Here is a 20,395-nt window from a genome sequence, read left to right on the forward strand (position 1 = left end):
CCTGGGCTTTGTTCCACTCGACGACAACCGAACCAGCGAGCGCCTCATGAACCGACCTTCACCCGCCGGAAAGGTCCTGCTATTCGGCACCTGCCTGGCCGACGCCGTGTTCCCCGACGCCGGCATGGCCTCCATCCGCCTGCTCGAAAATTGCGGCTTCCAGGTGGCCTACCCCCTGGAACAGGGCTGCTGCGGCCAGCCCGCCTACAACTCCGGCTTCCCCGACGAGGCCCGCGCCGTGGCCCTGGCCCAGGTGAAGGCCTTCGCGGGCTCGGACGCGCCCGTGGTGGTCCCTTCCGGCTCCTGCGCCGGGATGCTGCGCCACCACTACCCCGCTCTCTTCGAGGGACGCCCCGAGCTCTTCGAGGTGCTGGCCTTCAGCGCGCGCGTGCGCGAATTCTGCGAGTTCCTGGCCGAGGCAGCGCCAACGCTCCCCGACAGCGGCCCGCCCGTGCGCGCCGTGTGGCACTCCTCCTGCCACGCCCTGCGCGAGACGGGCTCCACCCCGGCCGCCAAGGCCCTGCTGCGCGCCCTGCCCGGCGTGGAACTGGTGGAACTGGCCCGCGAGTGGGAGTGCTGCGGCTTCGGCGGCACCTTCAGCGTGAAGCGCCCCGAGATCTCCGCCGCCATGGTGCGCGACAAGGTGGAGGACGTGCTGGCCGCCCGCGCCGACGTGCTTCTCACCGCCGACTGCGGCTGCCTGCTCAACATCACCTCGGCCGCCCAGCGCATGGGACGCCCCGTGCGCGGCATGCACGTGGCCGAATTCCTCTGGGAGCGCGTCTCCGGGACGGCCTCGACGCAACAGCCCGCGACCCGGGCCGGGGAGGCGAACCATGGCCGCTGATTCCTTCGATTTCCCCGCCGCCCTGGCCAAGGCCCTGGCCGATCCTCAGATCGCCGGCAACTTCAAGTCCGCCCTGGGCGGCTTGCGCGGCAAGCGTCTGGCCCTCTTCGCCGACCCGGCCGAGCTGGCCAGGCTGCGCGCCACCGGCAAGGCCCTCAAGGGCCGGACACTCTCACGCCTGCCTGAGCTTCTTGTCCAGTTGGAGGCCAACTGCACCCGCAACGGCATCCGCGTGCACTGGGCCGAGACCACCGAAGAGGCCAACCGCATCGTGCTCTCCATCCTGCGCGCCCACGGGGCGGACACGGTGGTCAAGGGCAAGTCCATGGTCTCGGAGGAGATGGGGCTCAACCACTTCCTCGAAGAGCACGGCGTCACCCCCGTGGAAACGGACCTTGGCGAGTTCATCATCCAGCTGGCCCACCAGCCGCCCTCGCACATCACGGCTCCGGCCCTGCACATGAACCGCAAGCAGGTGGCGGAACTTTTTTCCAAGTGCATCCCTGACACGCCCTACACCGAGGACGTGCTGGAGCTCAACGCCATCGCCCGGCGTGTCCTGCGCGAGAAGTTCCGCACGGCAAAGGCCGGGCTCTCGGGCGTGAACTTCGCCGTGGCCGAGACCGGCTCCCTGGTGCTCGTCGAGAACGAGGGCAACGGGCGCATGAGCACCCACTGCCCCGACGTGCACATCGCCCTCATGGGTCTCGAGAAGGTGGTGGAAAAGCTCGAGCACCTGCCGCCGCTCATGCGCCTGCTTACCGGCTCGGCCACCGGACAGCTGCTCTCCACCTACGTGAACGTGGTCAGCGGCCCACGCGGCCCGCACGAACTGGACGGCCCCCGCGAGGTGCACCTGGTCATCCTGGACAACGGCCGTTCCAACATGTTCCAGGACGCCGAACTCTCCGGCTCGCTGCGCTGCATCCGCTGCGGCGCGTGCCTGAACAACTGCCCTGTCTATTCGCGCCTGGGCGGCCACGCGTACGGCTCGGTCTATCCCGGCCCCATCGGGTCGGTGATCACGCCCCAGATGGAAGGGCTCGACGCCAAGGGCGACCTTTCCTTCGCTTCCAGCCTCTGCGGAGCCTGCGAGGAAGTCTGCCCGGTGATGATCCCTCTTGCCCGGCACCTGCGCCGCATCCGCTCCGAGTGCGAGGCCGCGCCCGGACAGGGCCTCGTGCGCGGTCGCGGGGCCAAGCGTTGCGCCGTCAAGACTCTGGGCTGGCGTCTCTGGGCCTTCGTGGAGCGCAGGCCCTGGCTGCGCGAACGCCTGCTCGCCCTGGCCGCGCGCCTCACCGGCCGCTGGACCCCGGCCGTGGGCCCTCTCGCCGCATGGAGCCAGGCCCGCACGCTGCCCAAACTTGCCCGCAAGAGCCTGCGCCAGCGCGTGCGCGAGGAAGGAGTCCGCCATGGATAGCGCCATCGCCCGCGAGGCCATTCTGGCCCGCCTCTCCCGTAACCGTCCGGCCGCGCCCGCTCCCGTGGCCCCCGACCGCGCCTGGAGCCCCCCCCGGCCCGGACGCCACGAGGCCGTGGACCTCCTCTGCGCCCGCATGGCCGCCGTGAAGACCGAAGTCATCCGCACCAGCGCCGCACAAATGGCCGACGCCCTGGCCGACCTGCTCGCCGCCAAAGCGCCTTCGTCCTTGGCCTACGGCCCCGCCTCCGGCGTGGCCCCCCTTGTGCGAGAGGTCCTCGCCCGGCCCGGCATGCCCTCACCCCTCCCCGTGGACCGCCCCGTGGAGGAACTGCGCGACGCCCTCTTCGCCGTGGACGCCTCGGTGACAGGCGTCCGCCTTGCCATCGCGGAAAACGGCTCGCTGCTCCTTACCCCCGACGCCACGGAGTCCCGGCTGCTCTCCCTCGTTCCGCCCCTGCACATCGCGGTGCTGTTCGAATCCCAGGTGCGGGCCACTTTCGCGGATGCCCTGGCCGAACTGGCCGAAGCCGGGCCGCTGCCCCCCAACGCGCTGCTCATCTCCGGCCCGTCCAAGACCGCCGACATCGAACTGACGCTCACCTTCGGCGTGCACGGCCCCAAGGAACTGGCCGTGCTCGTGGTGTCCGGCGTCGCGCCGTAATCCGTCCACTGGAGGCCCCGCCATGGAAGAGATCCTGCTCGTCGAAGACAGCCGCACCTTCGGTTCACTCCTGCGCCGCACCGTGGAGCGCGAGGTGGGACGCACCGTCACCTGGGTCAAATCCCGCGCCGAATGCGAAGCCGCGCTGGCGGAGAATCCCCACGGTTTCGCCGCCGCGCTCCTGGACCTGAACCTCCCCGACGCCCACGAAGGCGAAGTGGTGGACGTGGTGCTCGCCTACAACGTGCCCGCCGTGGTGTTCACGGGCGAGATGGCCCCGGGACTGCGCGAGGCCATGTGGGAAAAGGGCATCGTGGACTACGTGTTCAAACAGGGCCTGCACACCCTGGACTACGTGGTGCGCCTGCTGCGCCGCATCCTGCGCAACAAGGGGCTGCGCGCCGTGGCGGCCCTGGCGGACGACGCCGAACGCGCCCGCCTGACACGTCTCCTGACGGCCCACGGCTACCAGGCCATCCCCTGCGCCGACGCGCGCACCGCCCTGGAAACCGCCCGCGCGGACGCCTCCGTGCGGCTGGTCCTCACGGATTCTATCCTCCCGGACGCAACCGGCGCGGAACTCACCCGCTCCGTGCGCGAAACGCGCGGACTGCGCGACGTGGCCGTGATCGGCATGGCCGCCGAACACGACGGCGAAGCCTCGGCCGCACTGCTCAAAAGCGGCGCAAACGACTTCATCACCCGCCCGTTCATGACCGAGGAGTTCTACTGCCGCATCTCCCAGAACGTGGACATGCTGAACCTCCTTGACGACTTCGCGGACCTCGCCAACCGCGACGTGCTCACGGGCCTGGGCAACCGCACACACCTCTTCGACGCGGGCAACAGACTCTTCACGACCCTGCGCCGGGAAGACCGCGGCCTCGCGGCGGCCCTCATCGGCGTGGACCGCCTCAAGGAAGTGAACGACACCCACGGCCACGACGCGGGCGATACCGTGCTTCGCCACGTGGCCGTGCTCCTGCGCCAGCACTTCCGGGGCAGCGACATCCTCGCCCGCCTCGCCGGAGACGAATTCTGCGTGCTCGACGCCGAAATGACCCCGGAGCAGGCCCTCGACGCCTTCGACGCATTCCGCGCCGACGTGGCGGCCGGCCCGGCCCAATACGGAGGACTCCAAATCACCGTGAGCGTGAGCATCGGCCTGCAATGCGCCGAAATGGCCAGCTTCGACGCCCTCATCCGCTCCGCTACGGCCCTCCTCGACAAGGCCGAGGAGACCGGCGGCGATCAGGTTCTGCTCAACACGGACCCCATCGGCCTCCACCTCTCCGCCTGATGCGCCCATTCGGCGCACCCAGCGAACGGCTGCGCGGACAGAAAAGATGCCTCCGACCGCGCTTCCCACCCCGCCGCGACCTCACCGAACGTCACCGTGAACCGAAGCGGGAGTCCGAAGTGCGGAGCCCTCTCTGCCCGCCGGAGGTTATTCCTCTGACCACCCTCACCAAGCCGACGCAGCCCTCTTCACGCGGCAACCGCCGCCAGCACGACGGTTACTTCCCCCAGCACGATAGCCGCGCCGACGAAGTCGCCGTTGAAACCACCCTGACGCCGAGAAATCCGTGCGAGGGCCCAGGTTACGGCTGCGCAGGCGGCCAGCCCCAGTGCGGTGTCCCGGAGTCCGGCCAGGGCGAACCCCAGGATCGCGCAGAGCGCGACTCCCAACGCGATTAGTCGCGGTGTCGCGCCGCGAGCGAAGAGCGCGCCCAGTCCGGGCCGGGCGCGTGAACGGCAGACGTGGAGCACGGCGAGCCCTGCTGTCCTGCCTGCCACGAAAGACCAGACCACCACGCCGAGACGGCCCTGGGAGGCCAGTTCGCCGCAGGCCGAGGCCTGGGCCGTGAGAGCCAGTGCCAGGGCCATGACGGCGAAGGGACCGGCCCGGCTGTCCTTGAGGATGGCCCAGAAACGGTCACCGGTGGCGGCGCTGCCCACGGCGTCGGCTATGTCGGCCAGGCCGTCGGCATGCAGTCCCCGGGTGAGCAGCAATCCAAGAAGAGCCACGGTCCATCCCGCGAGGAATGGCGTGTGCGCGAAGAGTCCCAGCCAGGCCGGGAGCGTGGCCAGGAGCCCGACAACAAGCCCCGCAACAGGGAACCAGGGCAGGGCGCGCGGGAAGGCGTCGTCTGGTTCCGCACGGGCCGGGGCAAGCACGGTGAGGAAGGACAGGGCCAGGCGCAGGCCTTCAAGACAACGGGGCACGTCTCCTCCTGGGGGGTGTGGTTTGTGACGGCGCGGCGAAGCAGCACCGCCGCGACCGATTCATGATTGCACGATGCGTGGCCGTCTCGCGAGGGGGCGCGTATCTGGCCCGGTGGTGGTCCGCTACCCGTGACGTTCCAGGCGCAGGCGGACGGTCGCGCCGGGCGCGAGCCCCAGCACGGAGGCGGCGGATTCCTTGTTCATGGCCAGCTCCAGGTAGCCCTGGCTGCCTTTGAGCACGCCCACTTGTCCCGGCTCCAGCTTCTCGTAGGTGAAGGCCGGTTGCAGCGGCATCTCCACCGGCGTCGCGAGCACGGGGTCACGGGCCTTGAGGATCATGTTGGCGTAGGCTTCGCATTCCAGGTTGAGCAGGCAATTGCCGAAGCGGTCCACGTGGAGCACCATGGCGTCCACCACGGCATCGGTGTGCACGGGCTCAAGCCCGGGGAGTCGCACGAGGGTGTGCGGGTTCACCTCTTCGCCCAGGCGTTCGGGCGGCGCGCCGGTGAGGAGCTTGGCGGCAAGGGGCGCGAAGATGTCGCGGCCGTGGAAGGTGGCGCTGGCTTCGCGCCGCCAGGCCGGAGTGACGTCGCGCACGCGGCTGCCGCCGCCATGCTGCATCACCAGTGTGAGCAGGCCGTTGTCCGGGGCGAGGAAGAACTGCCTGTGCTTCTCCAGGAGAACGATGCGGCGGTCGCCTCCGACGCCGGGGTCCACCACGGCCACGAACACAGTCCCTTCGGGGAAATGTTTGCGGCTGGACTCCAGGAAGAAGGCGGCCTGGAGGATGTTGAATGGCTCCACCTGATGGCAGAGGTCCAGGACGCGGGCTTCCGGGGCGTGCAGGGCGAACGCGCCCTTCATCTGGCCCACGTAGGGGTCCGCGAAGCCGAAATCGGTGAGCAGCACGGCGAAAGCCGCCATGGCCTCCTCCTTGCGAGCCGGGTCTGTGGGAACGTCGGTGCGGCCGCGCCGGGATCGCGGCCCTGGGGATGATAGGGCCTAGCGGTCCTGATTGTCCATGTTCAGGTTGAAGGCGACGGCGTAGAGATGGTGGAAGAAATCGACGTATTCCACGTAAACGGTCTCGGGGACGTTGATGCGGGCGGGGGCGAAGTTGATGATGCCGCGCACGCCTGCGTCCACGAGGTAGTTGGCGGCGCGCTGGGCGCGCTCGGGGGGCGTGGTGATGAGGCCGATCTCGATGTCGAGTTCTTCGACTTTTTCCTTGAGGCGGCGCGAACAGATGACTTCGAGGCCGGAAACTTCCTCGCCGATCTTGAAGGGATCGCAGTCGAAGGCGCCGACGATGTGGAAGCCGCGCCGGGGGAAGTCCTGGTGGCGCAGGAGGGCCTTGCCCAGGTTGCCCACGCCCACGAGCGCGGCCTTCCAGACGCGGTCGACGCCGAGCGCCTGCTTGATGGAGCTGATGAGGTCCTGGACGAAGTAGCCGACGCCGCGCACGCCGAATTCGCCGAAGTATGCGAGATCTTTGCGGATCTGGGAGGGATTGACGTTGCAGGCCTTGGCCAGGACTTCGGAGGAGAGCACTTCGGAGCCCTCCCTGCGAAACGTCTCAAGCACCTGGACGTAGAGTGCCAGGCGCTGGATGGTGGCGCGGGGGATGTGCTCGCTCTTCACGTGTGTGGGGCTCCTGACCCGGGAAAAAAGCCGGGAGGCCCGTTGGGGCCTCCCGGCGGGAAGGCGTCGTTTAGCCGAGGGGCTTCACGAACATGAGGATCAGGCAGACGACCAGGGCGTAAATGGCCAGGGATTCGATGAAGGCCAGGCCCAGGATCAGGGTGGTGGTCAGCTTGCCGCCGATCTCGGGGTTGCGGGCCATGCCTTCGCAGGCGCCCTTCACGCCGATGCCCTGACCGATGCCGCAGCCGAGGGCGGCCAGGCCCATGCCGATGGCGGAGCCGATGGCGGCCATGGGGCCGACGGAGGAGGCGCCGTCGGCGGCGAAGGCCATGGAGGCGAGACCGAGCATGGCGATGGTGTTCAGGACGACGAGCAGGTTCTTGCGCATGGAATAACTCCTCACGTGTTGGTATGTTGTTTGGTCAGATGACCATTTCCCCCGGTTTAGTGGGCGTGTTCGAAGGCTCCCTTCAGGTAGACGAGGGTGAGCATGAAGAACACGAAGGCCTGGATGAAGTCGGCCAGCATGAAGAGGAAGTAGAGCGGGAACGTGGAGACGATGGGCGCCAGCATGAACAGCAGGATGAGCACCAGTTCCTCGCCGCGGATGTTGCCGAAGAGTCGCAGGGTGAGCGACAGGGGCCGGGCCAGATGGCTCATGAATTCAAGGATGATCATCATGGGAGCCAGGGCGGGCATGGGGCCCATGAAGTGCTTGATGTAGCCGGGACCCCAGTTCCTGATGCCCCAGTAGTTGTAGTAGATGAAGACGAACAGGGCCATGGCGGCGTTGTGGTTCACGCTGTTGGTGGCCGAGTCGAAGCCGGGGATGAGGCCCATGAAGTTGCAGGTGAGGATGTAGAGGAAGATCGCCACCAGAATGGGGGTGACCTTGCGGCCGTCCTCGCCCATGGTCTCCACGATGAAGTTCTCGAGCCCGCCGATGACGAACTCGAAGAAGTTCTGGAGGCCTCCGGGCACCATCTTGAGACCCGACGTGGTCATCAGACCCAGGGTCAGGAGCACGACGATGGCCAGCCAGGAGAACAACACTTCGTTGGGGATGTGCATCCCCGCGCCCTTGGCAGCCATTTCCAGAAACAATACCGGGTGATCCAATCCGCCAGCCATGGCTCTCATGCCTCCTTCGCGCTGTTAGACCCGGCCCTCTTGAGGGCCCCCCACACCAGAATCGTGACCATGACCGTGGACATTCCGCCCAGGGTGGCCCACACCGGCCATCCCGCTTCCACGATCATCAAATACAGTCCCACGCCCGTTATGCCCAGGCGCACGAAAAACCTGAAAAAGCTGCCGCCCACCGCCCCCGCCGTGCTGGCCAGGAGCCCTTGGGCGAAGCGCACCATCCACCAGAAGTTCACGGTGATGAGCGCCGCCCCGCACGTCCAGGCCACGCCCCACGTCCCGCCTTGCGACAGCACCAGGGCGGCCAGGCTGGTCACCAGGGCCATCATGATCTGGTCGCGCAGAAGGGTGCGCCCTTCCGGGTGGTGGAAGCCGATGCGCGCCAGAAAACGTCCGATCCACTCACGCATCGCGCGCGCCTCCGTGTCCGCCGTCTTTGTCCTTGTCCGCCTTGGCGGCGTCTTCGGACTTGGTGGCAGACTTCAGGGACTGGGTTCCGCTGACCTTCATGGCGTCGTGGTACATGGTCTTGAAACCCGCCACCACGCCCAGAAGCAACCAGCCGAGCAGGCCCCAGGGCGACGTGCCGAACCATTTGTCGGTGTAGTAGCCCAGAACGAGGCCAACGATGGTGTGGGCCACGAAGTTCGTGCCCATCACCGCCGCTTTCTCGATCCCTTCCCAGGTTCCCTTGTCCCTGTTCTTAAAGAACATCCGCTCTCCTCCGGCTCCCTGCCGGGCGACCGCGGCACTCGTGCATTGCTTCACAAGTCGGGCAGGACTAGCACACCGGCAAGCTTTCCGTCAACGAGCCAGCAGCCCGAAGCCGGGATTTTTCCGAGGTTTTTTACTGGCCCCGGCAGGAGCCCGCCGGAGCTTGTGACAACCGCCACAAAGTCCTAGGGCTGCACCTCGGCCTCGAATACCCTTGCGACGCCGTCGTAGCGTTCGATGGCCACCACCTTGAGCGGCGGTTCCTGGGGCTCCTCGAAGCCGATGCGCCCCGTCACCCCCACGAAGGCCCTCGTCTGGGCCAGGGCGCGGCGCAACTGCGCCGGCTCGTCCGACCCGGCCCTGGCCAGGGCGTCGGCCACCAGGGCCACGGCGTCGTGCCCCAGGGCCGCGAAGCCGCTCACGGGACGCGAGCCGTGGGCGCGGGTCCACGCCTCCACGAAGCGGCGCACCTCCGCGCGGGGGCTGTCGTAGGACACGTGGGTGGAAAAGAAAACCCCCGGCTTGGCCATCTCGCCCACCTGCTCCAGCAGCGGCGTGTCGAAGCCGTCGCCCGAGAACACCGGCCCCTTGAACCCGGCCTCACGCAGGGCCTTCACCGTGCGCGGGGCGTCCTCGGGCATGCCCGCCACGAATGCGCCCTGGCACGCGCCGTCCGCGAGGCACGCGGGCACGGGGCTGCCCAGAACGCCCCCCGGGGCGGCCCCGTAGCGCGCCTGGGCCGGAATGTCGCCGCCCAGGAGCTTGAACGACTTCACGAACGACCCCGCCAGCACCGTAGTGAAGGCGAAATCCCGGTTGGCCGTGAGCATCATGCTCGTGATGCCCTTGCGCCGCACCGCGAACTTGGCCAGGGCCTTGGCCTGGGCGTCGTCGCCGAAGCAGGCCATGAAGAAATAGGGACCCAGCGTCCGGGGCAGGGTGGGCAGCGTGGCCCCGGCCGTCACGAAGGGGACCTTGGCGAGCGTGACGGCCTCCCCAGCGGCCAGGGCGAAATCGGAGTCGTTGAGGCCCACCACGGCCGCAACGCCCAGGGCCGCCAGCTCCCTGGCGGCCTCGCGGCAGCGCTCCACGTCGGTGCCGCAGTCGCGCACTTCCAGCACGAGGGGGCGTCCCTTCACGCCGCCCTTGCTGTTCACGGCCTCGGCCGCCAGGCGCGCGCCTTCCAGGCCCGGCACGTCCAGTGAGGCCTGACTGCCCGTGAGGTTGTAGAGCACGCCCACCACCACCGGCTTCGCCGCCAGGGCCGGAGCCGCCCAAAGGGCCGCCGCAAGGATCATCGAGAGCACCGCGCGCACCGCGTCCTCCTCGCCCGTGCGTGCCGACCGCCGGGGCAGACTGTTCTCGCCCTTCTCCATGCCCGTTTCCCCGGGGCGGCGCAACGCCCGCGCTTGCCCTCGCGCCCGTTTCGGGGCAACAAGCAGCGAAACGTCTCACCCGGAGCCCACATGCCCCGCCTAGCCGCCTGCGCCGCGCTCTGCCTCCTGCTGGCAGCCTGCTCCTTCGGCCCCGCCAAGCTCCCCGCCACGCGCATGGACTACAACCTGGCCGTGGCCCGCTCCTCCAACGAGGAGATGCTGCTCAACCTCGTGCGCATGAAATATTTCGAGCAGCCGCTCTTCCTCCAGGTGGGCTCCATCGCCTCCAGCTTCAACTACACCGTCACCGCCGGAGCCACCGGCACCTTCCCGGACCAGCGCGACTTCCTGCGCGGCGTCTACTACAATTACGCCCCCACCTTCACCGGGCAGTACTCCGACTCCCCCACCGTCACCTACACGCCCTACCAGGGCCAGACCTACGCCCAGCAGTTCCTGGCCGAAGTGGACCTGGAGCGCTTCGTGGTGCTCTACCGCGCGGGCTGGGACATCGAATACCTCCTGCGGCTCCTGGTGAAGCGCATCGGCAGCCTGGACCACGCCTACGACGCCCGAACGGGCTTCGACCCGGCGGACCACGCCCGCTTCCTGGAGCTCACGCGGCTCATCGCCGCCATGGACGACCGGGGCGACCTGGACATCGTGACCGCCTCGCCGGGCAAGGACAAGCCCAACATCACCCTGATGACCCTGCGCTTCAAGGACGAGGCCGAGATCGAAACGCTGGCGGGGCTCATCGGCGTGCGGTTGCGGGCCGGGAGGACCGGCAAGGGCCACCTCGTGGCCAAGGCGCGCCTCGTGCCCGTGCGGGAGCGCGAGCTGGCCAGGGAGGAACAGGGCGACGGCGGAACGACGGCCCTGGCCTTCAGCCTGCGCAACTGCCTGCGGGCCATGGACGTGGCCGGGCAGGGCGTGGAGGTGCCCGCCGAACTGGCCGCGCGCAAGGCCGCCTTCGACCTGCGCCCACAGTTCGCCGACGTGATGGACGTGCGAGCCAGCCGCACGCGGCCCCTGGACGCCTACGTGAGCGTGAACCACGGCGGCTGGTGGTACTCCATCCGCGCCGAGGACACCCGCTCCAAGGAAGTGCTCCAGCTCATGCTGAACCTCTTCGCGCTGCAATCCGCCGACCCGCCCAAGAACACGCCGGTCTTGACCCTGCCCGTGGGCGGCAATTAGGGTGGCGGGATCGACACCGTGAAAGGACCTACCATGCTGGAACCCGATTTCGACAAAGCAGGCGGGCTCGTGCCCGTCATCGCCCAGGACGCCGCCTCGGGCGAAGTGCTCATGCTGGCCTACATGAACCGCCAAGCCTGGGAAGAGACCCTGCGCACCGGCGAAGTGCACTACTGGAGCCGCAGCCGGGGCAAGCTCTGGCACAAGGGCGGCACCTCCGGCCACGTGCAGCGCCTGAAGTCCCTGCGCCTGGACTGCGACCGCGACGCCGTGGTGGCCCTGGTGGAGCAGGTGGGCGGCGCGGCCTGCCACACGGGCTACCGCTCCTGCTTCTACCGCGAGATAGGCAGGGACGGAGCGGACGCCGAATGCTCGCCCAAGGTCTTCGACCCCGAGAAGGTCTACGGTCCGGGCGCGTGATGCTTGGCGCATCGCACCGCACGCGCTGGATCACCTCCGCCGTTGCCCTGCCCCTGCTGGCGGGCTGCATCTGGGCCGGGGGCGGCTGGATGTTCGCCCTGGCCCTGGCCGCCTCGCTGGCCGGGCTCTGGGAGTTCGCGGGCCTGTTCCCCGGCACGGGGTTCGCGGCGCGCGCCGCGTCCCTGGCGCTGGGCGCGCTCATGCTCTGGCTGGCCCGCCGCCACGGCCCCGGCGCGGCCCTTGCCGTGCCCCTGGCCGTGTTCTGGCTGGAGGAGTTCGCCCGGCTCTTCGGGCTCTTCAAGGGCGCTCCCCGCTGGTTTCTGCCCGCCGCTCTGCTCTACGTGCCCGGCAGCCTGCTCTTCCTCCCGGGCTTCGGCCCCGGCGAGACGGCCCTGGTGATCGCGGCGGTCATGGCCTGCGACACGGGGGCCTACTACGCCGGGTCGCTGATCGGCGGCCCCAAGATCTGGCCCTCGATCTCGCCCAGGAAGACCTGGGCGGGCAGCGCGGGCGGGCTGGCGGCCTGCATGGCCGTGTGCGCGGCCGCCGGAGCGCTCTGGGGCGCGGCCCCCGCGGGCGTCTACGCCCTGCTGGGCGCGGCCCTGGCCGTGGCCTCCCAGATGGGCGACTTCATGGAGTCCGCCATGAAGCGCGCGGCCGGTGTCAAGGACTCCGGCAACCTGCTGCCCGGGCACGGCGGCCTGCTGGACCGCGTGGACGGCCTGATCCCCGCGATCCTGGTCTACGCCCTGGCGCGCAACCTCACCCAGCTGCCATGATCGACTACATCTCGCCCCTGCCCAAGCCCTCCGACCTGCCGCCCTTCCCGCGCAGCCTCTGCGTGCTGGGCGCGACCGGCTCCATCGGCGAATCGGCCCTGGCCGTGGCGCGCGAGCACCCCGCCCAGTTCCGGGTGACGGCCCTGGCCGGGGCGCGCAACGTGGAGCTGCTGGCCCGCCAGGCCGCCGAGTTCCGCCCGCGCTTCCTGGCCGTGCTGGAGGAGGAGGGCGCGCGGGCGCTCAAGAGGCTCCTGCCCCCGGGCTACGCCCCGGAGATTCTCTGGGGGCCTGGGGCCTACGTCACCCTGGCGGCCCTGCCCGAGGTGCAGGTGGTGCTGGCGGCCATCGTGGGGGCGGCCGGGCTCGCGCCCACCCTGGCGGCGGCTCAGTCGGGCAAGATCATCGCCCTGGCCAACAAGGAATCCCTCGTGCTGGCCGGGCACCTCATCCGCCGGGCCTGCCGCGAGACCGGGGCCGTGGTCCTGCCCGTGGACTCCGAGCACAACGCGCTCTTCCAGTCCCTGGTCGGCCACCCCGGCGACGACGTGGACCACCTGATCCTCACCGCCTCGGGCGGCCCCTTCCGCGACTGGGCCTCCGAAGAGCTGGCCCGGGCCACCGCCGCCCAGGCCCTCAAGCACCCCAACTGGTCCATGGGAGCCAAGATCAGCATCGACTCGGCCACGCTCATGAACAAGGGGCTGGAGGTCATCGAGGCCTGCCGCCTCTACGGCCTGCCCCAGGAGCGCGTGAAGGTGCTGGTGCATCCGCAGTCCATCGTGCACTCCCTGGCGGCCTACCGCGACGGCTCCTTCCTGGCCCAGATGGGCCAGCCCGACATGCGCATCGCCATCGCCTACTGCCTGTGCTACCCGGTGCGCCTGCCCCTGAGCATCCCCCCGCTGGACCTGGCGGCCCTGGGCGCCCTGACCTTCCGCGAGCCCCGCCACGACGACTTCCCCTGCCTGGGCCTGGCCCGGCGCGCCGTGGACGAAGGCCCCGCGCACTGCACCGCTCTCAACGCCGCCAACGAGGTGGCCGTGGAGCGCTTTCTCCAGGGACGCATCGGCTTCCTGGACATCCCCCGGGCCGCGGCCTGGGCGCTGGACCGGCTCGCCCCCCTGGACGATCCGGATTTCATGACCATACTGGAGATCGACCGGGCCACCCGCCAGGCCGTGGCCGACTTCCTCACGGACACCACATGATCGACTTTCTGCTCAAGGCCGTCCATTTCGTCGTCGTCATCGGCGTGCTCATCTTCATCCACGAACTGGGGCATTTCCTGTTGGCCCGGTTCTTCGGCATGGGCGTGCGCGTGTTCTCCCTGGGCTTCGGCCCGAAGCTCCTGGCCTTCAGAGCCGGGCAGACCGAATACCGCGTCTGCGCCGTGCCCCTGGGCGGCTACGTCCAGCTGGTGGCCCAGGACTCCGAGGACGACGACACCACCGAAGGCTTCCCTCCGGACACATGGTTCGTGCGCCGCCCCTCCTGGCAGCGCATGCTCGTGGTGGCCGCCGGGCCGTTGTTCAACCTGGTGCTGGCCTGGGCGCTCTATGCGGGGCTCTACTACGCCAACGGCCGCTTCGAGACCCCGGCCTCCGTGGGCGAGGTGGTCCAGGCCGGGGCCGCCGAACGCGCGGGCATCAAACAGGGCGACGTGGTCACGGCCGTGGACGGCGCGCCCATCCTCTATTTCCGCGAGCTGCGCGAAAAGGTGGAGCAAAGCGGCGGCAAGCCCCTGCGCCTGGACGTGAAGCGCGGCCAGGAACAGCTCGCCTTCACCGTCACCCCGGACCTGCGCCCCCAGAAGAACCTCTTCGGCGAGGACGTGAGCAAGCCCCTCTTGGGCGTCACCTCCACCAAGGAGAGCGTGAACATCCCCATGGGCGCGGCGAGCGCCCTGCGCGAGGGCCTGGCCCAGACCTGGGAGATCACCGCCGTGACGGGGCAGATCTTCTGGAAGCTCGTGGCGGGGGTGGTGCCCGTCTCCACCATCGGCGGCCCCATCATGATCGCCGAACTGGTGGGCAAGCAGTCCGAACAGGGGTTGGCCCATCTGGTGAGCCTCACGGCCATGATCAGCGTGAACCTGGCCATCCTGAACCTGCTGCCCATCCCCGTGCTCGACGGCGGGCACATCCTCTTCTTCGCCCTGGAGACCGTGCTGCGCCGCCCCGTGCCGGAGCGCCTGCGCGCCATGACCACCAAGGCGGGCTTCGTGCTGCTCATGGGGCTCATGCTCATGGCCACGGCCAACGACATCCTGCGCCTGATCGGCGGCGGCTCCAAGTGATCCTTGTCCTGAACACGGCCGAGGAGACCATGCAGATCCTGCTGGCCGGGCCGGGCGACGCCCCGGCCCGCTTCTCCGGCGGCCTCTTCGACCCCTCGGGCTTCGATATCCTGGAATTCCACGAGGAGCGCTGCCCGGGCAGGATGAACGAACTCCTGGCTCCGGCCGCCATGGAGCTTCTGGACCGCCGCTCCGGCGCGACGCTCCAGGGCGTGGCCTGCGTGCGCGGGCCGGGCAGCTTCACGGGGGTCCGCCTGGGCCTGGCCTTCGCCACGGGCCTGTGCCTGGCCCGCACGCTGCCCATGGCCGGGCTGGACCACCTGCCGCTCCTGGCCCTGCGCGCCCCCAGGGGCTACGGCGAGGTGCACGTGGTCACCCATTCGCGCACGGGGCAGGTCTACCATCAGGCCTTCGGCCCCGGCGCGCTGCCCTACTCCACCCCGGAGGACATGGACGCCGCGCGCGCCCGGCACCTGGCCGCCCATGCGGTCTCGCGCTCGGGCAAGGGCCGCGTGGCCCTGCTGGGCACGGGCCTGGCGCGCAATCCCGAGGCCTTCGCGGACATCGCTGGAACCGTCCTCCTGGAGCAGCAGGCCCCCACGCCCCAGGCGCTCCTGCGCGCGGCCCTGGCCGCCCGCTACGACGGCCCCCCCGTGGACGCCCTCTACCTGCGCGGCTCCGACGCCGAGGAGAACCTGGCGACCATCGGGGCGCAGCGCGGGCTCACGCCGCTCCAGGCCCAGTCCAGGCTGGACAAGGCCCAGCGCGACGGCACGCCCGTCTGGAGCGCCTGAGGCCGGAGCGCGCCCTCCGGCGCCGCAAACGCGACGCCCCCGAATCCGGCGCGGACAAGACGCCCGCGCACCGCTCCCGGACCGGTCCGGCCCCCGGCTAGTACATGGCGCGCGAGCGGGCCCAGCTCTCCAGGTTGTTGGCGTCCAGGGCCCCGGAGATGGAGTCCACGGCCTTGCCGTTCTTGAAGAGGATCAGCGTGGGCACGCTGCGGATGCCCATTTGGGCGGCCAGGATCTGCTCGGTCTCGGTGTTCACCTTGGCGGCGCGGATCTCCGGCTCCAGGCGGCGGGCCACCTCCTCGTAGGCGTTGGCCATGCCCCGGCAGGGGCCGCACCAGGGCGCCCAGAAGTCCACCAGCAGGGGCACGTCGGTCTCCTGCACGTGGCGGGCGAAGTCGGCCTCGGTGAGGTCCACGGGCTTGCCGGGGAAGAGACTGCCGTGGCACTTGCCGCACTCGGCGGCCAATTCCTTGCCTTTGAGGACGCGGTTGCGGGTATGGCAGTGGGGACAGGTGACCTTGAGCGTGTCGGACATGGGGGGCCTCCTGGGGGGTGTGTTTCGGTCAAGTCTCTCAGATAGTTCGTCTTCGGATTTTGTCGATGGGGGAACCATGGTTTTCGTGAGCCTGAACCTGCGCGCGGCGGCCGCGGACCCGGCCCGTCTGGAACGCTTCCTGGCCCTGGGCCTGAACCCAGAACTGGGGCTGGACCCGCTGTGCATGGACACCGTGGCGCCCGCCTGGCACGAGGCGCTGGCCGCGCGGCTCAAGTCCCTGGGGCTTCGCTGCGGCCTGCACCTGCCCTTCTTCGACCTCCAGCCCGGCAGCGCGGATTCCCTGGTGCGCCGGGCCACCGCGGAGCGCCTGAAGCGCGCCGTGGAGACGGCGCGGGTCTACGGAGCCGTCCACCTGGTGGGCCACGCCCGCTACGACCACCTGCTCTACGTGCGCTCCGAGGACGCCTGGCGCGAACGCGCCGTGGAGACCTGGGCCGAGGCCCTCTCGGCCTGGCCCGGACACCCGCCCCTGTGGCTGGAGAACACCTACGAGCCCCATCCCGGCCCCGTGGCCGCCATGGCCGAGGCCCTGGACGCCGCCATCCCTGGCCGCGCGGGCCTCTGCCTGGACGCCGGGCACTGGTTCAGCTTCGCCAGGGGCCGCGAGCAGGACGACCTGCAACGCTGGCTGGACGCCTTCGCCCCCTCCCTGGGCCACCTGCACCTGCACGACAACGACGGCAGCGCGGACCAGCACCTGGGCATGGGCGACGGGTTCATGGACTGGGAGGCCTTCTTCCAGGCCCTGGAAGCGCGCGGGCTCGCCCCCACGGCCACCTACGAGGCCCACACCGAGGAGACCCTGGCGGTGACGCTGCGGTATCTGCGGGAGCGCGGGCCGGCCCCCGCCGTGCGGCGCGTCAGCGTTTGAACAGGCCGCGCAGGAGCCCTTTCTCCCCCACCGGCGCGGTGCTCCAGTTGCGCCAGATGGCCAGCACGCGCAGCCCGAACGTGAGGGCGATGGCCGCCATGGCCAGGAGCAGGGGCGGCAGCTCCGTGTTCTGGCGCAGCGGCGTGTAGAGCAGGCAGCCCATGAGGGCCGCGAAGGCGTAGAACTGTCCGGGCTTGAACACCATGGCCTGTTCCCCCGTGAAAAGATCGCGCAGCACGCCGCCGCCGCAGGCGTTCACCACGCCCACCAGCACCGCCGGGACGATCCCCAGCCCCAGGGAGAGCGAACGCTCCACGCCCACCACGGCGTAGGCCCCCAGCGCCAGCGCGTCCACCAGGGCCATCAGCTTCCTGGAGCCCTCCGCACGGGCTCCCACCGAGAGGCTCAGCATGGCCGCCACCGCCACGGCCCACAGGTAGCGCTCGTCGCGCAGCACCGCCGAGATGCCCGTCTGCAGGAAGATGCCGTCGCGGATGAGCGCCCCCCCGAGCCCCGTGGCCACGGAGAGCACGCACAGGCCGATCAGGTCGAAACGGCGGCGGATGGCCTCCATGGCCCCCGTGATGGCCATGAGGAACACCGCCGCAAGGTCCACCGCCAGCGGCAACTGGAAAGGTTGGGCGTCCATGTGCGCCAACTAGCCCGAAAACCCTCCCCTGCAAAGCCCCTGGCAGCGCCTCGTTGACGGCTGGAACATGCCAAGCTAGACACAGGACAATCTCGACATACTTGGAGGCCCCATGTTCCCACGCTCCCTTGCCGCCCTCTGCCTGGCGCTGCTCGTGCCCACCCTGGCCCTGTCCCAGCCGAAAGTCACGGAATCCTACGGTTCCGGGCCAAAGACCTTCCTCCTGGCCACCGGCAGCCCCGGCGAACTGGGCCTGCTCAAGCTCCTGGGCGAGGCCTTCGCCGCCAAGAACGGCGCGACGCTCCAGTGGGTCAAGGCCGGCACGGGCGAATCCCTCGACCTGCTCAAGGCCAAACAGGTGGACATGGTCATGGTGCACGCCCCGGCCAAGGTGGACCAGGCCGTCAAGGAGGGCTGGGCCGTGAAGAAGACCCTCATCGGCTCCAACGAATTCTTCATCGTGGGCCCCGCCGCCGACCCGGCGGGCATCGCCAGGCTCGCCTCCGCCGTGGAGGCCTACAAGGCCGTCGCCGCGAAGCAGGCCAAGTTCTTCTCGCGCGGGGACAACTCCGGCACCCACCAGAAGGAGACGGCCGTGTGGAAGGCGGCGGGCGTCGAGCCCTCCGGCCCCTGGTACATCGTCACCAAGGACTTCATGACCGCCACCCTCAAGCGCGCCAACGACGAGGGCGGCTATTTCATGACCGACTCCTCCACCTGGGTGGCCGAGGGCAAGAACATGCCCAAGCTCGCCATCCTGTTCAAAGGCGACAAGATGCTCGTGAACACCTACCACGCCCTGGCGCAGCCCAAGGGCGCGACGCCCGGCGCGGAAACCGCCGCCGCCTTCATCGACTTCGTGGCCTCCAAGGAAGGCCAGGACATCATCCGCAGCTACGGCAAGGCCCAGTACGGGGAATCGCTCTACAACGACGCGGACTACGCCAAAAAGTACGACTAGCCTCGCGACGCCGTTTCCCAATGGCCCCGGCGACAGCCCGGGCGCTGCGCCATGAGTCCCGCCCGGACGCGCCGCCCGAACGCGGCCGCGAGGACGAGACGGGGAATCGGTCCGGCCGGGCGTCGCCGCCGCGCGACGCCCGGCCTTCCGGGCTTTTCCTTTGCCCGCGCACGCGCTACACTGCATCCATGCGCCCCAAAAACCCCATCCGCAAACGCTTCGACGTGCAGGAGCCCGGGAAATCCGCCACCTTCTCCAGCGCGACCGCCCTGGCGGCCATCGGCGGAGCGTCCGGCAACCTCTATTTCGTGGGCCTGGAAGGCAGCGGCAGGCGCTCCCTGGCCCGGGCCGCCGCCCCGCGCCTGGGCCTGGCCTTCGCGGAGGCCGCCACGCGCGCCCAACTGGACCGGGCCCTGGCCGGGAAGGGGCTCACCGTGGCCGTCACCGGGGACTCCCTGCTCCTGGAGGAGGGCGTGGCCGAGGCCCTGCGCGCCTCGGGCAAGGTGTTCTATCTCATGAGCGTGGCCCCGATCCTGGCGCGCCGCCTGGGCGACCTCTCGCGCCTGGAGGAGCTGGCCGCGCGGGTGGAGCGCATGGAGCCGGTGTTTTTCGGCGCGGCCCATTTCATCCTGCCCCTGGCCTCGTCGGAGGAGGAGATGCTCGAAGACGTGGCGGAGAAGGCCAGCCTCTGATGCGCCACCTGGGGGAGCTCATCGTGGCCTTCGCCAGCCGCAACGACGCGGCCCTGGGCTTCCGGCTGGCCATGCTCTGGCCGCGCTGGCGCGAGGTGCTGGGCCACGTGGCCCCCTACGCCCACCCCCTGGGTCACCGGCGCGCCACCCTGCTCGCCGGCGTGGAGGACGCCCTGGCCATGCAGGAGAGCCACTACGACGCCCCGGCGATCCTGGAGGCGGTCAACGGCTTTCTCGGCCAACAAGTCTTTGACAAGGTGCAATTCGACCTGCTACAGGGCAAAACCCCTCTGGACGCACTGCCCGGTTCGGCCCCCGCCTTCTGGCGGCTCCCCGCGCCCCGCATCGCCTCCCTTGGGAAACTCAGCCTGGACCCGAACACCGCCGTGGGGCGCACGTACGCGGCCTACGCCCGCCAGTTTGGCCCCGGCAGGTGACACACATTCCACTTGGAGGCGGACAATGGCCGACATCACGCTCGATCTCAAGAAACCCCTGGACAAGATGACCGCCAAGGAACTGCGCGACCTGGTGATCAACCAGATCCCCAACATCCAGGGCGCGTCCGGCATGGACAAGGAAGAACTGATCAAGGCGATCAAGGAAGTTCTGGGCATCACCGATGAAGAGGGCGGCGCAAGCCCCTACAAGGCCCAGATCCTCTCCATGAAGGCCCAGATGAAGGAAATGCGCGCCAAGAAGGCCGCCGAAGGCGTCTCCCGCAAGGAGAAGGACATCCTGCGCCGCAAGGTGAACAAGCTCAAGAAGCGCACCCGCAACATGGCCCAGGCCTCCTAGGCGCGGCCCGGACGACGTTCGAAAGGCCCGGCGGATCGATCCGCCGGGCCTTTCGCTTTGGCGCGGCGCGCTGGCGCCCGGGACGCGGCCCCGATGAACGGCTCGCGGTCTTGCGGCAGCCGACCGGCCGGGCCGAAGCCCCTGGACATCCCCCCGGACGGATTGCACGGGCGAATGACTCGTGGCGCGTCCTCGGGAGACGGCAACACGTTCCCCGGGGATTCATCCATGTTTCAGGCTTTTTCCTGCCGAAGAGCGCTTCCGCGTCCCTCGCGGAAGCTTCGCCAGTGTCGCGCTTTTGAAAAACAAGAACCTGTTTTTCAAAACTTCAACCAATGGTTT

At 69.4% G+C, this 20,395-nt stretch carries 25 protein-coding genes; 15 read left to right on the plus strand and 10 right to left on the minus strand.

Annotation, left to right across the window (positions count from 1 at the left end):
• Window positions 1-46 precede the first annotated feature (46 nt).
• The 4 genes from NNJEOMEG_RS03475 to NNJEOMEG_RS03490 are packed head-to-tail and all read left to right on the plus strand — an operon-like array spanning window position 47 to window position 4,231.
• On the plus strand, window positions 47-847 hold the full coding sequence (locus tag NNJEOMEG_RS03475; protein WP_173081347.1) for a (Fe-S)-binding protein: 801 nt from the start codon (window positions 47-49) through the stop codon (window positions 845-847).
• Window positions 837-2,267, plus strand: coding sequence for a LutB/LldF family L-lactate oxidation iron-sulfur protein (locus tag NNJEOMEG_RS03480; RefSeq protein WP_173081349.1), 1,431 nt, complete (start codon window positions 837-839; stop codon window positions 2,265-2,267). The genes NNJEOMEG_RS03475 and NNJEOMEG_RS03480 overlap by 11 nt, the downstream gene beginning before the upstream one ends.
• Complete coding sequence (locus NNJEOMEG_RS03485) at window positions 2,260-2,931, plus strand: LutC/YkgG family protein (RefSeq protein WP_173081351.1); 672 nt, start codon at window positions 2,260-2,262, stop codon at window positions 2,929-2,931. Before NNJEOMEG_RS03480 ends, NNJEOMEG_RS03485 begins: the two co-directional genes overlap by 8 nt.
• A gap of 22 nt (window positions 2,932-2,953) precedes the next feature.
• Window positions 2,954-4,231: a diguanylate cyclase gene (locus NNJEOMEG_RS03490; protein ID WP_173081353.1), complete on the plus strand. Its 1,278-nt coding sequence runs from the start codon at window positions 2,954-2,956 to the stop codon at window positions 4,229-4,231.
• 188 nt (window positions 4,232-4,419) lie between these two features.
• Here NNJEOMEG_RS03490 and NNJEOMEG_RS03495 read toward each other — a convergent pair whose 3' ends face one another.
• The 8 genes from NNJEOMEG_RS03495 to NNJEOMEG_RS03530 all read right to left on the minus strand — a co-directional run bounded on the left by NNJEOMEG_RS03495 (window position 4,420) and on the right by NNJEOMEG_RS03530 (window position 10,037).
• Window positions 4,420-5,157, minus strand: coding sequence for an adenosylcobinamide-GDP ribazoletransferase (locus tag NNJEOMEG_RS03495; protein WP_235956820.1), 738 nt, complete (start codon window positions 5,155-5,157; stop codon window positions 4,420-4,422).
• 123 nt (window positions 5,158-5,280) lie between these two features.
• Window positions 5,281-6,081, minus strand: a complete 801-nt coding sequence (locus NNJEOMEG_RS03500; protein WP_173081355.1) for an SAM hydrolase/SAM-dependent halogenase family protein — start codon at window positions 6,079-6,081, stop codon at window positions 5,281-5,283.
• Window positions 6,082-6,159: 78 nt separating this feature from the next.
• On the minus strand, window positions 6,160-6,798 hold the full coding sequence (locus NNJEOMEG_RS03505; protein ID WP_173081358.1) for a redox-sensing transcriptional repressor Rex: 639 nt from the start codon (window positions 6,796-6,798) through the stop codon (window positions 6,160-6,162).
• 70 nt (window positions 6,799-6,868) lie between these two features.
• Complete coding sequence (gene atpE / locus NNJEOMEG_RS03510) at window positions 6,869-7,189, minus strand: ATP synthase F0 subunit C (protein WP_173081360.1); 321 nt, start codon at window positions 7,187-7,189, stop codon at window positions 6,869-6,871.
• A gap of 56 nt (window positions 7,190-7,245) precedes the next feature.
• The gene (atpB, locus tag NNJEOMEG_RS03515) at window positions 7,246-7,932 is read right to left on the minus strand and encodes a F0F1 ATP synthase subunit A (RefSeq protein ID WP_173081362.1); all 687 of its coding nucleotides are present in this window, start codon (window positions 7,930-7,932) and stop codon (window positions 7,246-7,248) included.
• 5 nt (window positions 7,933-7,937) lie between these two features.
• The gene (locus tag NNJEOMEG_RS03520) at window positions 7,938-8,357 is read right to left on the minus strand and encodes an ATP synthase subunit I (protein ID WP_173081364.1); all 420 of its coding nucleotides are present in this window, start codon (window positions 8,355-8,357) and stop codon (window positions 7,938-7,940) included.
• Window positions 8,350-8,661, minus strand: coding sequence for an AtpZ/AtpI family protein (locus NNJEOMEG_RS03525; RefSeq protein ID WP_173081366.1), 312 nt, complete (start codon window positions 8,659-8,661; stop codon window positions 8,350-8,352). Before NNJEOMEG_RS03525 ends, NNJEOMEG_RS03520 begins: the two co-directional genes overlap by 8 nt.
• A gap of 185 nt (window positions 8,662-8,846) precedes the next feature.
• Window positions 8,847-10,037: an ABC transporter substrate-binding protein gene (locus tag NNJEOMEG_RS03530; protein WP_173081368.1), complete on the minus strand. Its 1,191-nt coding sequence runs from the start codon at window positions 10,035-10,037 to the stop codon at window positions 8,847-8,849.
• Between the two features lie 90 nt (window positions 10,038-10,127).
• Between NNJEOMEG_RS03530 and NNJEOMEG_RS03535 the strand changes: the two genes are divergently transcribed.
• From NNJEOMEG_RS03535 to tsaB, 6 genes are read left to right on the plus strand one after another with little or no spacing between them, the layout of a single operon-like run.
• A complete protein-coding gene (locus NNJEOMEG_RS03535) occupies window positions 10,128-11,237 on the plus strand; it encodes a hypothetical protein (RefSeq protein ID WP_173081370.1) in 1,110 nt (369 codons plus the stop codon).
• A 33-nt stretch (window positions 11,238-11,270) separates the two neighbouring features.
• On the plus strand, window positions 11,271-11,657 hold the full coding sequence (gene hisI / locus NNJEOMEG_RS03540) for a phosphoribosyl-AMP cyclohydrolase (RefSeq protein ID WP_173081372.1): 387 nt from the start codon (window positions 11,271-11,273) through the stop codon (window positions 11,655-11,657).
• Complete coding sequence (locus tag NNJEOMEG_RS03545) at window positions 11,657-12,436, plus strand: phosphatidate cytidylyltransferase (protein WP_173081374.1); 780 nt, start codon at window positions 11,657-11,659, stop codon at window positions 12,434-12,436. The genes hisI and NNJEOMEG_RS03545 overlap by 1 nt, the downstream gene beginning before the upstream one ends.
• A complete protein-coding gene (gene dxr / locus NNJEOMEG_RS03550) occupies window positions 12,433-13,644 on the plus strand; it encodes a 1-deoxy-D-xylulose-5-phosphate reductoisomerase (protein ID WP_173081376.1) in 1,212 nt (403 codons plus the stop codon). The genes NNJEOMEG_RS03545 and dxr overlap by 4 nt, the downstream gene beginning before the upstream one ends.
• Window positions 13,641-14,732, plus strand: a complete 1,092-nt coding sequence (gene rseP, locus NNJEOMEG_RS03555; RefSeq protein ID WP_173081378.1) for an RIP metalloprotease RseP — start codon at window positions 13,641-13,643, stop codon at window positions 14,730-14,732. Before dxr ends, rseP begins: the two co-directional genes overlap by 4 nt.
• Window positions 14,729-15,526: a tRNA (adenosine(37)-N6)-threonylcarbamoyltransferase complex dimerization subunit type 1 TsaB gene (gene tsaB / locus NNJEOMEG_RS03560; RefSeq protein WP_173081381.1), complete on the plus strand. Its 798-nt coding sequence runs from the start codon at window positions 14,729-14,731 to the stop codon at window positions 15,524-15,526. Before rseP ends, tsaB begins: the two co-directional genes overlap by 4 nt.
• A gap of 97 nt (window positions 15,527-15,623) precedes the next feature.
• Here the strand turns inward: tsaB and trxC are convergent, their stop codons facing one another.
• Window positions 15,624-16,061 carry a thioredoxin TrxC gene (trxC, locus tag NNJEOMEG_RS03565; RefSeq protein WP_173081383.1) on the minus strand — a complete coding sequence of 146 codons (438 nt, stop codon included), beginning with the start codon at window positions 16,059-16,061 and terminating at the stop codon, window positions 15,624-15,626.
• A gap of 76 nt (window positions 16,062-16,137) precedes the next feature.
• Between trxC and NNJEOMEG_RS03570 the strand changes: the two genes are divergently transcribed.
• The gene (locus NNJEOMEG_RS03570; RefSeq protein ID WP_173081385.1) at window positions 16,138-16,953 is read left to right on the plus strand and encodes a sugar phosphate isomerase/epimerase family protein; all 816 of its coding nucleotides are present in this window, start codon (window positions 16,138-16,140) and stop codon (window positions 16,951-16,953) included.
• Here NNJEOMEG_RS03570 and NNJEOMEG_RS03575 read toward each other — a convergent pair.
• Window positions 16,943-17,602 carry a trimeric intracellular cation channel family protein gene (locus NNJEOMEG_RS03575; protein ID WP_173081387.1) on the minus strand — a complete coding sequence of 220 codons (660 nt, stop codon included), beginning with the start codon at window positions 17,600-17,602 and terminating at the stop codon, window positions 16,943-16,945. The two genes, NNJEOMEG_RS03570 and NNJEOMEG_RS03575, sit on opposite strands and share 11 nt — an antisense overlap.
• A 112-nt stretch (window positions 17,603-17,714) precedes the next feature.
• On the opposite strand from NNJEOMEG_RS03575, the gene NNJEOMEG_RS03580 reads away from it, so the two are divergent.
• From NNJEOMEG_RS03580 to NNJEOMEG_RS03595, 4 genes are all read left to right on the plus strand, one after another.
• The gene (locus NNJEOMEG_RS03580; protein WP_173081389.1) at window positions 17,715-18,563 is read left to right on the plus strand and encodes an ABC transporter substrate-binding protein; all 849 of its coding nucleotides are present in this window, start codon (window positions 17,715-17,717) and stop codon (window positions 18,561-18,563) included.
• Window positions 18,564-18,751: 188 nt separating this feature from the next.
• The gene (locus NNJEOMEG_RS03585; protein ID WP_173081391.1) at window positions 18,752-19,255 is read left to right on the plus strand and encodes a nucleoside/nucleotide kinase family protein; all 504 of its coding nucleotides are present in this window, start codon (window positions 18,752-18,754) and stop codon (window positions 19,253-19,255) included.
• Window positions 19,255-19,692, plus strand: coding sequence for a DciA family protein (locus tag NNJEOMEG_RS03590; RefSeq protein WP_173081393.1), 438 nt, complete (start codon window positions 19,255-19,257; stop codon window positions 19,690-19,692). The genes NNJEOMEG_RS03585 and NNJEOMEG_RS03590 overlap by 1 nt, the downstream gene beginning before the upstream one ends.
• A 25-nt stretch (window positions 19,693-19,717) precedes the next feature.
• Entirely contained in the window at window positions 19,718-20,053 is a 336-nt protein-coding gene (locus NNJEOMEG_RS03595; RefSeq protein WP_173081395.1) for a hypothetical protein, read from the plus strand.
• The last annotated feature ends 342 nt before the right edge of the window (window positions 20,054-20,395 follow it).

The organism is Fundidesulfovibrio magnetotacticus (genome assembly GCF_013019105.1).
GTDB classification, from domain to species: domain Bacteria; phylum Desulfobacterota; class Desulfovibrionia; order Desulfovibrionales; family Desulfovibrionaceae; genus Fundidesulfovibrio; species Fundidesulfovibrio magnetotacticus.

Excerpts from the sequence above, each read along its gene's own strand:
- NNJEOMEG_RS03585 (WP_173081391.1), top strand. The coding sequence starts at position 18,752 with ATGCGCCCCAAAAACCCCATCCGCAAACGCTTCGACGTGCAGGAGCCC.
- dxr (WP_173081376.1), top strand. The coding sequence starts at position 12,433 with ATGATCGACTACATCTCGCCCCTGCCCAAGCCCTCCGACCTGCCGCCC.
- NNJEOMEG_RS03490 (WP_173081353.1), top strand. The coding sequence starts at position 2,954 with ATGGAAGAGATCCTGCTCGTCGAAGACAGCCGCACCTTCGGTTCACTC.
- trxC (WP_173081383.1), bottom strand. The coding sequence starts at position 16,061 with ATGTCCGACACGCTCAAGGTCACCTGTCCCCACTGCCATACCCGCAAC.
- rseP (WP_173081378.1), top strand. The coding sequence starts at position 13,641 with ATGATCGACTTTCTGCTCAAGGCCGTCCATTTCGTCGTCGTCATCGGC.
- NNJEOMEG_RS03545 (WP_173081374.1), top strand. The coding sequence starts at position 11,657 with ATGCTTGGCGCATCGCACCGCACGCGCTGGATCACCTCCGCCGTTGCC.
- NNJEOMEG_RS03570 (WP_173081385.1), top strand. The coding sequence starts at position 16,138 with ATGGTTTTCGTGAGCCTGAACCTGCGCGCGGCGGCCGCGGACCCGGCC.
- NNJEOMEG_RS03575 (WP_173081387.1), bottom strand. The coding sequence starts at position 17,602 with ATGGACGCCCAACCTTTCCAGTTGCCGCTGGCGGTGGACCTTGCGGCG.
- NNJEOMEG_RS03590 (WP_173081393.1), top strand. The coding sequence starts at position 19,255 with ATGCGCCACCTGGGGGAGCTCATCGTGGCCTTCGCCAGCCGCAACGAC.
- NNJEOMEG_RS03595 (WP_173081395.1), top strand. The coding sequence starts at position 19,718 with ATGGCCGACATCACGCTCGATCTCAAGAAACCCCTGGACAAGATGACC.
- NNJEOMEG_RS03580 (WP_173081389.1), top strand. The coding sequence starts at position 17,715 with ATGTTCCCACGCTCCCTTGCCGCCCTCTGCCTGGCGCTGCTCGTGCCC.
- atpE (WP_173081360.1), bottom strand. The coding sequence starts at position 7,189 with ATGCGCAAGAACCTGCTCGTCGTCCTGAACACCATCGCCATGCTCGGT.
- hisI (WP_173081372.1), top strand. The coding sequence starts at position 11,271 with ATGCTGGAACCCGATTTCGACAAAGCAGGCGGGCTCGTGCCCGTCATC.
- NNJEOMEG_RS03530 (WP_173081368.1), bottom strand. The coding sequence starts at position 10,037 with ATGGAGAAGGGCGAGAACAGTCTGCCCCGGCGGTCGGCACGCACGGGC.
- NNJEOMEG_RS03500 (WP_173081355.1), bottom strand. The coding sequence starts at position 6,081 with ATGGCGGCTTTCGCCGTGCTGCTCACCGATTTCGGCTTCGCGGACCCC.
- NNJEOMEG_RS03525 (WP_173081366.1), bottom strand. The coding sequence starts at position 8,661 with ATGTTCTTTAAGAACAGGGACAAGGGAACCTGGGAAGGGATCGAGAAA.
- NNJEOMEG_RS03535 (WP_173081370.1), top strand. The coding sequence starts at position 10,128 with ATGCCCCGCCTAGCCGCCTGCGCCGCGCTCTGCCTCCTGCTGGCAGCC.
- NNJEOMEG_RS03485 (WP_173081351.1), top strand. The coding sequence starts at position 2,260 with ATGGATAGCGCCATCGCCCGCGAGGCCATTCTGGCCCGCCTCTCCCGT.
- NNJEOMEG_RS03475 (WP_173081347.1), top strand. The coding sequence starts at position 47 with ATGAACCGACCTTCACCCGCCGGAAAGGTCCTGCTATTCGGCACCTGC.
- atpB (WP_173081362.1), bottom strand. The coding sequence starts at position 7,932 with ATGGCTGGCGGATTGGATCACCCGGTATTGTTTCTGGAAATGGCTGCC.
- NNJEOMEG_RS03520 (WP_173081364.1), bottom strand. The coding sequence starts at position 8,357 with ATGCGTGAGTGGATCGGACGTTTTCTGGCGCGCATCGGCTTCCACCAC.
- NNJEOMEG_RS03480 (WP_173081349.1), top strand. The coding sequence starts at position 837 with ATGGCCGCTGATTCCTTCGATTTCCCCGCCGCCCTGGCCAAGGCCCTG.